This is a genomic window from Sphingopyxis sp. YF1, from assembly GCF_022701295.1.
Classification (GTDB): Bacteria; Pseudomonadota; Alphaproteobacteria; order Sphingomonadales; family Sphingomonadaceae; genus Sphingopyxis.
Genome location: NZ_CP033204.1, coordinates 4,219,800 through 4,232,442, shown reverse-complemented (window position 1 = coordinate 4,232,442; position 12,643 = coordinate 4,219,800). Strand labels below are relative to the sequence as shown.

The window sequence follows — 12,643 nt, the reverse complement described above, 5'->3', positions numbered from 1 at the left end:
TTGAAGAGGAATGCCGCTTCGCGGCAGGGCGCGCCCTCTTTGTGCCTTTGCGTCTTTGCGCGAAACAATCGAGCCGACGCTCGGGCTATAACGCTTCGCGTACGTAATCGACCGATCGCCCGCCGTCACCGAGCCGCGCAGCGCCGAGCAGGCGGTTCCAGTAAGTCTCCGACCCGTCGGCGAGGCGCCATTCGTGGAGGCGGCGCGTGAAGAGCTGAAGGTCGTACTCCTCGCTGATCCCGATCGCGCCGTGCACCGCGTGCGCGGTGGCCGCGACGCGCGCGGCGGCGCGGCTCGCGACCGACTTGGCGGTCGCGGCGGCGGCGAGCAAGGGCGGGAAGGTGCCCGCGCAGCCGAGCTGCGACGCGATGCGCGCGGCGACCATTTCTTCGGCCATCACCGCCATCTGCTGCTGCAGCGCCTGCTGCCTGCCGATCGGCTTGCCGAACTGGATACGTTCGTTGGCGTATGCGGCGGTCATCGCGGTCAGCCGTTCGGCGGCCCCGGCGATCAGCGCCGCGCGCAGGGTCGCGGCGAGCGCGCGCAGGCCGCCCGCGGGCGCGGGAGCGACCGAAGCGGCGAGCGGACCGCAGGCAATGCGCGCGGCAAGGCTGGCGGGCACGCCCGTCGGCTCGCCCTTCGCTTCGGCGAGGTGGAGCGCATCGCCGCGTTCGACCAGCAGATGGTGCACGGTCAGTCCGTGGGGCACGACGACGGGGTCGGCGCCGGCCACCGCGAGCGCGACCGGACCGTCGGGCGCATCGGCGAGCAGCGCGCGCGCGATCATCGTCTCGCCGACCGGCAGCGGCACGGCATGACGGCCGAGCGCCATCCACAGCGGCTGCACCGCGGCGAGCGACAGTCCCGCGCCGCCGCGATCCTCGGGCACCAGCGCGTCGAGGAATCCCGAGTCGGCAAAGGCGCTCCACATCGCGTCGAACGATCCGCCCTGTTCGATCGCGCGCACCGCGGCGGGCGGCGCGACATCCTCGAGCATCCGCTCGAACGGTTCCAGAAATTCGCTCATTATCGCAGCCCCATTCCGCGCGCGATGATCCCGCGCAGCACCTCGCGTGTGCCGCCGCGCAGCGAGAAGCTGGGCGCGACGTGCGTGACGAACATCAGGGTGCGATGGAGTTCGGCATCGACCGCTTCGCCCGGATGCGCCGCGAGGTCGTCGCCGATCGCGACCGGCAATTGCTGTTCGAAGGCGGTGCCGAGGTCCTTGACCAGCGACGCCTCGGTCACCGGGCTCTCGCCGAGCGCGAGCCGCGCGGTGCAGGCGATCGACATCGCGCGCAGCACGCCGAGCCGCGCGGTGAAATCGCCGACGAGTGCCAGCGTCGCCGCGTCATCGCGCTTCACGCGGCGCAGATGCGCGATCCACGCGTCGAGCAGCACGACGCTCGAATAGATGCGCTCGGGCCCGCTGCGCTCGAAGGCGAGTTCGGCGGTGACCTGTTTCCAGCCCTCACCCTCGTTGCCGATCAGCGCATCGTCAGCCAGGTCGACATTGTCGAAGAAAACCTCGGCGAAATGCGCGTCGCCCGCGAGGTCGGTGATCGGGCGGACGGTGACCCCGGGGGCTTTCAGGTCGATGATCAGCTGCGACAGCCCGGCGTGGCGATCCTCGCTGGTGCCCGAGGTGCGGACGAGCGCGATCATATAGTCGCCGTGCATCGCGCCCGTGGTCCATATCTTCTGCCCGTTGACGCGCCAGCCGCTCGCCGTGCGCTCGGCGCGGGTGCGCACGCTCGCAAGGTCCGAGCCCGACCCCGGTTCGCTCATCCCGATGCAGAAGACGAGCTCGCCGCGGCAGATGCGCGGGATGTAGGATTGGCGCTGCGCCTCGCTGCCGTAATTGAGGATCAGCGGTGCGCTCTGGCGGTCAGCGATCCAGTGCGCCGCGACCGGCGCGCCCGCCGACAGCAGTTCCTCGACCACGACGAAGCGCGCGAAGGGGCCGCGTTCCTGCCCGCCATAGGCCTTTGGCAGCGTCAGGCCGAGGAAGCCCGCTTCGCCGAGGCGGCGGCTGAAGGCGGGGTCAAAGCCCGACCAGGAGCGCGCGCGGATGTCGGCGGGCGCGGCGGCGGCGGCTTCGTCGGCGAGCGCGCGAATCGCGGGACGGAGCGCCTCATCTTCCGCGGGCAGACTTGCCAGGGTGAGCGTTTCGAACAGCGGATATCCCCTCGATTGTCTCGATCTTTGCGCACAGCGCCTATGGCGATGCGGCGGCGGCGGCAAGCCGCATTTTGGGCAGGCGTCGCCGCGCCAAAATTGGTTGGACAATTGATCGACCAAATCCGCTTGATATTGTCATACCACTTATGTAGTCCACATGGTCACAACAGAAACCGGGTGAGAGGGACGCGATGCTGCTGCTGAGGACTGGCTTGACCATGGGGGTCGCGCTCGCGGCGATGCAGCCCGCACTCGCACGCGACATCCGCGTCGCCGACCCGGTGCAGTTCAAGGCCGCGGTCAAGGCGGCAAAGCCCGGCGACACGATCATCCTCGCCGACGGCGAGTGGCGCGACGCCCAGCTCGTCTTCACCGGCACCGGCACCGCCGCCAGGCCGATCACGCTGACCGCCGAGACCAAGGGCAAGGTCCTGCTCACCGGCCAGTCGAACCTGCGCCTCGGCGGCCGCCACCTGGTCGTCGCGGGGCTGGTGTTCAAAAACGGATTCAGCCCGACCCGCGAACTGATCAGCTTTCGCCGCGATTCGAAGACGCTCGCGAGCGATTCGCGCGTCACCGAGGTCGTGATCGACGGCTTCAGCAACCCCGACCGCCGCGCCGAGGATATGTGGGTCGCGCTCTACGGCACGGGCAACCGCGTCGACCATTCGCATTTCGAGGGCAAGACCAACGCCGGGGTGACGCTGGCGGTGATCCGCAAGGCGGGCGACCCGCTCGATAACCGCCACCGCATCGACCATAATTATTTCGGGCCGCGCCCGCCGCTCGGATCGAACGGCGGCGAAACGATCCGCATCGGCACCAGCGACGAATCGCTGTCGGCGTCGAACAGCATCGTCGAGCGCAACATCTTCGACCGCACGAGCGGCGAGGTCGAGATCGTCTCGATCAAGTCGGGCGGCAACATCCTGCGCGAAAATCTGGTGGTCGAGGCGCAGGGCGCCTTCGTCCTGCGCCACGGCAACGGCAATCTGGTCGAACGCAACGTCTTTCTGGGCAAGGGGGTCGCCGACACCGGCGGGGTGCGCGTGATCAACCGCGACCAGATCGTGCGCGGCAATTATTTCGAGGGGCTGGCGGGCACCTCGTTCAAGAGCGCGATCAGCGTGATGAACGGCGTCCCGAACTCGGTGATCAACCGCTATCACCAGGTCGCGGGCGCGCGGATCGAGAACAACAGCGTGATCGACAGCGCGCGCATCACGCTCGCGGCCGGCGCCGACGCCGAACGCTCGGCGGCGCCGGTGGACAGCCGGTTCGACCGCAACCTGATCGTCGGCGCGAGGGGCGCCGACCCGTTCCGCGCCGAAGGCGATATCGGCGGCATCGCGCTGGCCGGCAATGTCGAGGCGAAAGTCGCGGCGCCGCTGCTGACGACGGGCGTCGAACAGCGCAAAGTGACGCTCGAGCGCGCCGCCAACGGCCTGCTCTATCCCACCGATCCCGCGCTCGCCGCGGTCGGCGCGCCGCGCGACCTGAGCCCCGTGACGCGCGACGAGGTCGGCGCAAGCTGGTATCGCGGCACGCCCCCCGAAACCGCATTCGGCGGCGGCACTGCGCGCGCGCTGCCCGCGGGCGCCTCGCTCGCGCAGGCGATCGCCGATACGAAGGCAGGCGACACGCTGACGCTCGCCGCCGGCACCTACGACATCGCCGCACCGCTGGTCGTGCGCCACCGCCTGACCCTTGCGGGCGCCGCCGACGCGAAGCCCGTGCTGCGCGTCGCGTCGGGGCTCGCGCGGATCGAGGGCGGCGGCGGGCTGCAGCTCGAAGGACTGACGGTCGATGCCGGCGGCGCGACCGGCGAGGGCGCGCTGGTCGCGGTCGGTACCGGCGTCGCGCCCAATTATCGCATCGCGCTCGACCGCGTGGCGGTGCGCGGCCCGGGCAAGGGACGCCTCGACGGCATCGCGATGGCGCCCGGCACCTTTGCCGACGCGATCGAGATCGCCGACAGCGATTTCGCCGAAATGGGCACCGTCGTCGCGGGCACCGCCGAACAGGAACCCAAGGGCTGGTATCCGATGGAACGGCTGACGATCACCGGCAGCCGCTTCGCGCGCGTTGCGATGGTCGCCGACCTGTTGCGCAAGGGCAGCGACGAAAGCACTTTCGGCCCGTGGTTCACGCTGACCGGGTCGAGCATCGCCGACAGCGGAACCGATGGCGCCTCGCTGCGCCTGTCGGGCGTCCAGCATGCCGAGATCGCGCAGAACAGCTTTGCCGCGTCGGACGGCATCGTGGTGATTCACTCGGTCGGCGCGCCCGAGACGCGGATCGCGTCGAACGCCTTTGCCGCGACCCCCGCGCCGCGGATCGAGGAACTCGCCTGGAAGGGCCCGCCGCGCGGCCTGCTCTCGAACAACATCGTGGAGGCCCGCCCGTGACCCGTCCCCGCATGACCCGCACGCTTGCCCTGCTGCTCGCCGGCGCCACGCTCGCCGCGCCCGCCGTCCCCGCCGCGGCGCAGTCCGCGATCGCGGCCACCGCGCACGCGCCACTGTTCGCCGCCGAGATTGCGCGCGCGCGCGCCGACGTCGAGGCGTCGATCCGCGCCGGGGTCAACGTGCCGGTGCCCAAGGATCCGGGCGGCGGCTTCACCCATGAGCAGCACAAGCGCAATTACCGTATCATCTTCGAGGGCGGCCAGCTCTACCGGCTGACCGGCGACACGCGCTATCGCGACCATGTCCGCGACCTGCTGCTCGCTTATGCCGCGCTCTACCCGAAGCTCGGGCCCCACCCCGCCGCGGCGAACCAGACCGCGGGGCGGCTGTTCTGGCAGAGCCTCAACGACAGCGTGTTCCTCGTCAACGCGGTGCAGGGCTATGCCCAGATCCGCGACGCACTGACGCCGCAGGAGCGGCAGCGCATCGACGACGGCGCGATCCGGCCGATGGCTGTGTTCCTCTCCGACGGTTCGCCGGAGGTCATCGGCCGGATCCACAACCACGCGACGTGGGCCTGCGCGGGCGTCGGCCTCGCCGGCTATCTGCTCGGCGACCGCGACCTTGTCGACAAGGCGCTGCTCGGGCTCGACAAGAGCGGCAAGACCGGGTTCCTGCGCCAGCTCGACCTGCTCTTTTCGCCCGACGGCTATTATGCCGAGGGCCCCTATTACCAGCGCTATGCGCTCCAGCCCTTCGTCGTCTTCGCCGCGGCGATCGCCGCGAACGATCCGAGCCGCGACATCTTCGGCTATCGCGACGGCATCGTGCTGAAGGCGGTGCGCACCGCGATCGACGTCACCCACGACGGCTATTTCCTGCCGATCAACGACGCGATGCGCGACAAGAGCCTGCGTACCGAGGAACTCTATCACGCCGTCGCGATCGCCTATGGCGCGACAAAGGATCCCGCCTTCCTCGGCATCGCCGAGGGACAGGGGCGCACCGTGCTGACCCCCGCGGGCGAAGCGGTCGCGGCGGACCTCGCGGCGGGCAAGGCAAAACCCTGGCGCTTTGCCTCGCGCCTGCTGTCGGACGGCCCCGACGGCAAGGGCGGCGCGCTGGTGCTGCTGCGCAGCAAGCCGACCGCGACCGGCCCGTTGCTCGTTGCCAAGAACAGCGTACAGGGCATGGGGCACGGGCATTTCGACCGCCTGACCTGGCTCTATTATGACGAGACCGGCCCGGTCGTTACCGATTATGGCGCCGCGCGCTTCCTGAATGTCGAGGCGAAGCACGGCGGACGCTACCTGCCCGAGAACGACAGCTGGGCGGCGACCACGGTCGCGCACAACACGCTGGTCGTCGACGAGCAGCAGCAGTTCGGCGGCAAGTGGAAGGTCGGCGAGGAGCAGCCGACGCAGCAGCTGTCGACATCGCTCGACGGACCGACGCGCTGGTCGATCGGCGCGATCGCGACCGCGTACAAGGGCGTCGCCCTGCGCCGCGCGCTGGTGATGGTCGAGGTCGAGGGCCTGTCGAACCCGCTGACGCTCGACCTGCTGCAGGCCTCGAGCGGCGGCCGCCACCGCTACGACCTGCCGCTGCATTTTTCGGGACAGGTGATCGACAGCGACATCGCCTTTGCACGCAACCTCGCCGAACGGCCGGTGCTGGGCAAGGCGAACGGCTACCAGCATCTGTGGGTCGACGGCGAAGGCACCAAGGCCGGCAAGGCACGGCTGACGTGGATGCAGGGCAGCCGTTTCTACAGCTATCATATGGCGCCCCCCGCGGGCGCGCGCTTCATCCTGACCGAAAGCGGCGCGAACGATCCCGAATTCAACCTGCGCCGCGAACCCGCGCTGATCCAGCGCGTCGACGGCGCGGCGGACGCGGCCTTCGTGTCGCTGCTCGAACCGCACGGCCAGTATGACGCATCGGCCGAGACCGTCGTCGCGAGCAGTTCGCGCGTCGCCACGCTCGATCATCGCCGCGACGGGCCGATCGACCTGATCGTCGTGACGCTGGTCGACGGGCGCCGCATCGCGGTCGCGGTCGCCACCGACGTCGCCGCGGGCGCCGCGCACAGCATCACCATCGACGGCCGCGCGATGCGCTGGACCGGCCCCGTCGGCCGCTTCGACCTCGCCAAGACAGGAGCGAAGAAATGACCGCCAAGCCGCAGGGCCGCTTTCGCTGGTGCGTGATCACGCTGATCGCGCTCGCCACAGTCATCAACTATATCGACCGCAACGCGCTCGCGGTGATGTGGCCCGAGGTGTCGAAGGAGATCGGCGCGAGCAAGGAAGACTATGCGCTGCTCGTCACGGTGTTCATGATCTTCTACGCCTTCGGCCAGTCGCTGTTCGGGCGCATCTTCGACGCGATCGGCACGCGGATGGGGTTCACCCTGTCGATCGTCTTCTGGTCGCTGTCGATCGCGGCGCACGCGCTGGTCCGCACGATGCCGCTGCTCGTTTTCCTGCGCGCGACGCTGGGGATCAGCGAGGCGGGCAACTGGCCCGGCGCCGCCAAGGCGAACGCACTGTGGTTCCCGTCGCGCGAGCGCGCGCTGGCGCAGGGCGTCTTCAACGCCGGCGCATCGCTGGGCGGCATCATCTCGGCGCCGCTGATTGCGCTGCTGTTCGTGCAGTTCGGCTGGCACGGCACCTTCCTGCTCATCGGCGTGCTCGGCTTCGTCTGGCTCGTGCCCTGGCTGTGGTTCTACAAGGCCGACCCCGAGACGCACCCCGGGATCAGCGACGAGGAACGCCACTATATCCTGACCGGCCGCACCGAGGCGGGGCAGGACGACGGCCGCCGCATCCCGCTCGGCGAGCTGCTGCGCTATCGCCAGAGCTGGGGCGTGATCCTGTCGCGCTTCTTCCTCGACCCCGTCTGGTGGCTGTTCGTGTCGTGGCTGCCGATCTACCTCGCCGAAACCTTCGGCTTCGACGTCAAGCAGATCGGCCTGTTCGCGTGGGTGCCCTTCGTCGGCGCGATGCTGGGCAGCCTGTTCGGCGGCTGGTTCGCGGGGCGGATCATCGGCAGCGGCGGCGGCGTCCACAAGGCGCGGCTGACGACGATCGGCATCGGCTGCGCGATCATGCTGCCGGCGCTGCTGTTCACGATCCAGGCAAGCGATCCGCTCAGCGCGGTGCTGCTGATCGCGTGCATCCTGTTCGGCTTCCAGATGGCGATCGGCAACATCCAGACGCTGCCGAGCGACTATTTCGGCGGCGGCGCGGTCGGCAGCCTCGCGGGGATCAGCGGCACCGCCGCGGTCGCGGGCACGCTGATCACCACCTGGCTCGTCCCCGTGCTCACCAAGACGAGCTACGCGCCGATCTTTGCGCTTTCCGCGGCGATCGTGCCGCTCTCCTTCCTCGCCTTCTGGCTGATCGGCGGCCGTGTCGCCCCGGTCGCCACCCAACCCTCCACCATCAAAGAATAAGGACAAGCATCGATGACTCTCCAGGGTAAAACCGCACTCGTCACCGGCGGCGGCCGCGACATCGGCCGTTCGGTCTCGATCGCCCTCGCGCGCGCCGGCGCGCGCGTCGCGATCAACTACAACAGCGGCCGCGAAGCCGCCGAGGAAACGCTGAAGCTGGTCAAGGACGCGGGCGGCGACGCCTTTCTGATCCAGGCCGACGTCACCGACAGCGGCGCGGTCAAGGCGATGCTCGAAGAGGTCGGGGTCGCGTTCAGCGGCCGGCTCGACATCCTCGTCAACCTCGCGGGCGGCATGGTCGCGCGCAAGACGCTGAGCGAGATGGACGAGGCGTTTTTCGACCATGTCATGGCGCTGAACATGAAGTCGGCCTTCCTCGTGCTCCAGTCGGCGCTGCCCTTCCTCGGCGAAGGATCGTCGGTGGTGAACGTGTCGAGCCTCGCCGGCCGCGACGGCGGCGGCCCCGGCGCGTCGGTCTATGCGACCGCAAAGGGCGCGCTGATGACCTACACCCGGTCGATGGCAAAGGAACTGGGGCCGCAGGGCATCCGCGTCAACGCCGTGTGCCCGGGGCTGATCGGCACCAGCTTCCACGACATCTTCTCGAAGCCCGAAGGGCGCGCCGCGACCGCGGGCAACACCCCGCTGCGCCGCGAAGGCCACCCCGACGAGGTCGCCGACACGATCGCCTACCTCGCCTCGCCCGCGGCGAGCTTCGTCGCCGGCGTCTGCCTCGACGTCAACGGCGGGCTGTTTTTCTCGTAACCGTACGAACAGGGAGAAGATGATGCGCTGGCTGATCGCTCCTGCCCTGGCCGCCGCCCTCGCGGGCGGCGCTCAGGCGCAGGCGCGCGAGCGGACCGATGCGGAGCCGCTCGCGCCCTACAAGATCATCCTCGTCGGCGATTCGACGATGGCGCCGCACAGCGGCTGGGGTGGCGCCTTTTGCGCCAAACATGTGAAATCGTCGGTCGCCTGCGTGAACGCGGGGCGCGGCGGGCGCTCGACGCGCAGCTATCGCCAGGAAGGCAGCTGGGACATCGCGCTCGCCGAGGCGAAGGTGCCGGGGTATCGCGCGACCTGGGTGCTGATCCAGTTCGCGCACAACGACCAGTCGAGCCGCCCCGAGCGCTGGACCGACGAGACGACCGAATTCCCCGCGAACCTCCGCCGCTTCGTCGACGAGGTGAAGGCGGCAGGGGCGACCCCCGTGCTCGTCACCCCGCTGACGCGGCGCGAGTTCAGGGACGGCAAGCTCAGGAACACGCTCGCCAGCTGGTCCGACCAGGTGCGCGGCGTCGCGAAGGCGATGGACGTGCCGCTGGTCGACCTCAACGCGCTGAGCGCGCGGCAGGCGCAGGAGATGGGCGCCGAGACGGCGACCAAACTCGCGCAGGAAGCGCCGACACCCGAGGAACTCGCGGCGGCCAAAGCCGGAACGACGCTGCCGGCGCGCCCGGCACCGCCCGCCCCCCCGCCGATCGAGGGCAATGGCGCGCGCGGTCAGGTGACGCGCAAGTTCGACTACACCCACCTCGGCGACATCGGCGCCGAAGTGACCGCGCGGCTGGTGACGCAGGCGCTGGCGCAGGCGGTGCCGGGGCTGCGGAGCCAGCTCGTGCGCTGATCCCGATTCTGGACTGACTCATTGGTCAGTCCAGTTCGGTTTACACAATGGTTGACAATTATTCTCATATGTTCGACCATATTGGTCAGAACAGACTCGGCTATTCCAGGGAGAGACACAGGTGACATCTTTCACTAACACCCGCGTGCGCGCGGCGCGCGCCGCCATCATGGCCGGCGCGGGGTCGGCGCTGCTGCTGGCCATGCCCGCGGCGGCGCAGGACGCGGCAGCGCAGGATGAGGAGGACGCGATCGTCGTCACGGGCATCCGCGAGACGATCCAGAATTCGATCAACACCAAGCGCGAGGAAACCGCGATCGTCGACGCGCTGTCGTCGGACGACATCGGCGACATTCCCGCGATCTCGGTCGGCCAAGCGATCCAGACGATCACCGGCGCGACGACCCACCGCGAAAAGGGCGACGCATCCGAAATCGCGCTGCGCGGGCTCGGCCCCTTCCTGTCGAACGCGACCTTCAACGGCCGCGACGCGACCAACGGCAGCGGCGACCGGTCGGTCAATTTCAACCAGTTCCCGTCGGAGCTGGTCAACACCATCAAGATCTACAAGACGCAGCAGGCGAGCCTCGTCGAAGGCGGCGTCGCGGGCACGATCGAGATCGGCACGCTGCGTCCGCTCGATTTCGGCAAGACGCGCATCCAGGGCGAGATCAAGGCGCAGTACAACCCCTATGGCGACCGCATCACCGGCGGCACCGGGGGCATCGGCTGGCGCGGCACGCTGAGCTATGTCGACCAGTTCGCGAACGACACGATCGGTATCGCGATCGGCGTCCAGCGCAACGACACCAACAATCCCGAGGAAACCTACGCCGCGTCGTCGACCTGGACCCCGTGCCGCGCCGACAACAGCGCCGCCGGCAACTGCACCGAACTCAATCGTAAAAACGGGGACTATGGCAAGGTTCCGTTTTTCCTCGTCCCCAACGCCTACACCTTCCGCCAGATCAGCGAGACCGACAAACGCGACGCGGTGTTCGGCGCGATCCAGTTCCGACCGACCGACACGCTCGACATCAATTTCGACGTCCAATATTCGAAGCGCACCTATGTCGAGAGCCGCCGCGACCTCAACCTGTCCGAGGCGCGCTATGGCCTGACCAATGTCGTCTATGACGAGAATGGCATCGTCCAGAGCCTGAACGGCCTGTCGGCGCTCGAATCGAACGGATCCGAACTGTCGCGCGCCGAGGAATATCTGGGCGGCGGCGTCGCGGTCGACTGGCAGGCGACCGACCGGCTGACGATCAAGCTCGACGGCAGCTATTCGCGCACGATCCGCAAGGAAATCGAACGCAACGTCCGCCTGCGCACCGACCCGATGGACGTCAACGGCGTGCGCACCGCGTTCAACAACATGCGCATCCCGTACAAATACGAGATCACGCCGGGCAGCTTCGTTCCGACGATCACGATCGATCCGCGCTTCGACCTCAACAACCACGACCTGTTCTGGGACGATGCACGCCTGCGCCGCGACGAAAGCAAGCGCCACAACGAGATCTACGCCGGACGCCTCGACGCGATCTACGAGCTCGACGGCTTCCTGAAGACAATCTCGGTCGGCGGACGCTGGTCGCAGCTGACCTTCCGCGACTACGACCTGCGCAACGGCGATTTCAACTTCAACCCGGCGATGGCCGAGGACAAGCGGATCAACAATCTGTGCCGCCAGGCCTTTCCGCAGACCAGCTTCCTGTCGGCGGCCAAGGGCAATGCGATCGACAGCTGGGCGACCTTCGACGTCGACTGCCTGTTCCGCGAATATATGGGCACCGAAGACCCCGGCAACCTTGCCGACACGCGCGCGACGGCCAACCGCGACGTCACCGAACGCACGCTCGCGGGCTATGTGATGGCCGATTATGATGCCGACCTGGGCAATATGCCGGTGCGCGGCAATTTCGGCGTCCGCATCGTCAACACGCGCGTCGTCTCCGACGGGCTGCGCAGCGGGCTGAGCATCGTCGACCGCGGCGACGGCACCTTCCAGATCAAGACCAACGGCGATTTCGAAACGATCACGACCAAGAGCAGCAGCACGCGCATCCTGCCGAGCGTCAACGCGATCTTCGAAGTCGCGCCGAAGACCCAGCTGCGCCTCGCCGGCTATCGCGCGATGTCGCGTCCGAACCCGAGCGCGCTCGGCGCCGGCCGCACGATCACGATCGACGGGGAGAATTTCTCTTCGGTCGCCGACGCGATCCGCAACATCCAGTCCAACGGCAGCCCGCGCCTGAAACCGCTGATGTCGTGGAACGCCGACGCCGCGATCGAATGGTATCCGAACAAGGACAGTCTGCTGTCGGCGACCGTCTATTACAAGCAGTTCACCGGCGGCTTCGAACCGGTCGTCTATGACGAGACCTTCACGATCAACGGCGAGGACATCACCGTCCCCGTGACGCAGACGCGCAACAGCGCCGACAAGTCGCGCATCTATGGCCTCGAGCTGACCGCGGCGACGCGCTTCAGCTTCCTGCCCAAGCCGCTCGACGGGCTCGGCGCCAAGGTCAGCTACAATTACGCCGATTCGAATTTCGAAACGCAGGACGCGCGCCTCGGCGACCAATATTATCCCGAAACCGACACCTTCTCGGAGGGCATCATCCCGCCCGCCAATATCTCGGGCTATTCGAAGCATGTGCTGTCGGCGCAGGCCTATTATGACATCGGGCCGGTGTCGCTGCAGGCCTTCTACAATTACCGGTCGAAATATTTCCAGGACTTCGTCGGCGGCTCGGGCCTGCTGCGCTATGTCGGGCCGAGCGAAACCGTCGACTTCCGCGCCTCGCTCAACCTGATGAAGGGCGTGTCGCTCCGCTTCGAGGCGCTCAACATCTTCAACGAGCCCAAGGCGACGTACATGCCGGTCTATGGCAGCAGCCGTCAGTATCATTATTACGGCGCTAAATATTTCATCGGCATCCGGGCGCGGATCTAGGATCC

8 protein-coding genes are annotated in these 12,643 nt (G+C 68.1%); 6 read left to right on the top strand and 2 right to left on the bottom strand.

Annotation, left to right across the window (positions count from 1 at the left end; all coding sequences use genetic code 11):
• Window positions 1-85: 85 nt before the first annotated feature.
• Together EAO27_RS20355 and EAO27_RS20350 are read right to left on the bottom strand one after the other, a co-directional pair.
• A complete protein-coding gene (locus tag EAO27_RS20355; RefSeq protein WP_242774752.1) occupies window positions 86-1,027 on the bottom strand; it encodes an acyl-CoA dehydrogenase family protein in 942 nt (313 codons plus the stop codon).
• Window positions 1,027-2,289 carry an acyl-CoA dehydrogenase family protein gene (locus tag EAO27_RS20350; protein WP_242774748.1) on the bottom strand — a complete coding sequence of 421 codons (1,263 nt, stop codon included), beginning with the start codon at window positions 2,287-2,289 and terminating at the stop codon, window positions 1,027-1,029. Before EAO27_RS20350 ends, EAO27_RS20355 begins: the two co-directional genes overlap by 1 nt.
• A 110-nt stretch (window positions 2,290-2,399) precedes the next feature.
• Here EAO27_RS20350 and EAO27_RS20345 point away from each other — a divergent pair, with 110 nt between their 5' ends.
• The 6 genes from EAO27_RS20345 to EAO27_RS20320 all read left to right on the top strand — a co-directional run bounded on the left by EAO27_RS20345 (window position 2,400) and on the right by EAO27_RS20320 (window position 12,638).
• A complete protein-coding gene (locus tag EAO27_RS20345) occupies window positions 2,400-4,589 on the top strand; it encodes a polysaccharide lyase 6 family protein (protein ID WP_242780682.1) in 2,190 nt (729 codons plus the stop codon).
• Window positions 4,586-6,763: a heparinase II/III family protein gene (locus EAO27_RS20340; RefSeq protein WP_242774745.1), complete on the top strand. Its 2,178-nt coding sequence runs from the start codon at window positions 4,586-4,588 to the stop codon at window positions 6,761-6,763. The genes EAO27_RS20345 and EAO27_RS20340 overlap by 4 nt, the downstream gene beginning before the upstream one ends.
• Window positions 6,760-8,046, top strand: coding sequence for an MFS transporter (locus EAO27_RS20335; RefSeq protein WP_242774729.1), 1,287 nt, complete (start codon window positions 6,760-6,762; stop codon window positions 8,044-8,046). The genes EAO27_RS20340 and EAO27_RS20335 overlap by 4 nt, the downstream gene beginning before the upstream one ends.
• 12 nt (window positions 8,047-8,058) lie before the next feature.
• Window positions 8,059-8,811 carry a glucose 1-dehydrogenase gene (locus tag EAO27_RS20330; RefSeq protein ID WP_242774726.1) on the top strand — a complete coding sequence of 251 codons (753 nt, stop codon included), beginning with the start codon at window positions 8,059-8,061 and terminating at the stop codon, window positions 8,809-8,811.
• 19 nt (window positions 8,812-8,830) lie between these two features.
• The gene (locus EAO27_RS20325) at window positions 8,831-9,673 is read left to right on the top strand and encodes a rhamnogalacturonan acetylesterase (protein WP_242774711.1); all 843 of its coding nucleotides are present in this window, start codon (window positions 8,831-8,833) and stop codon (window positions 9,671-9,673) included.
• Window positions 9,674-9,794: 121 nt separating this feature from the next.
• Complete coding sequence (locus EAO27_RS20320) at window positions 9,795-12,638, top strand: TonB-dependent receptor (protein ID WP_242774708.1); 2,844 nt, start codon at window positions 9,795-9,797, stop codon at window positions 12,636-12,638.
• The last annotated feature ends 5 nt before the right edge of the window (window positions 12,639-12,643 follow it).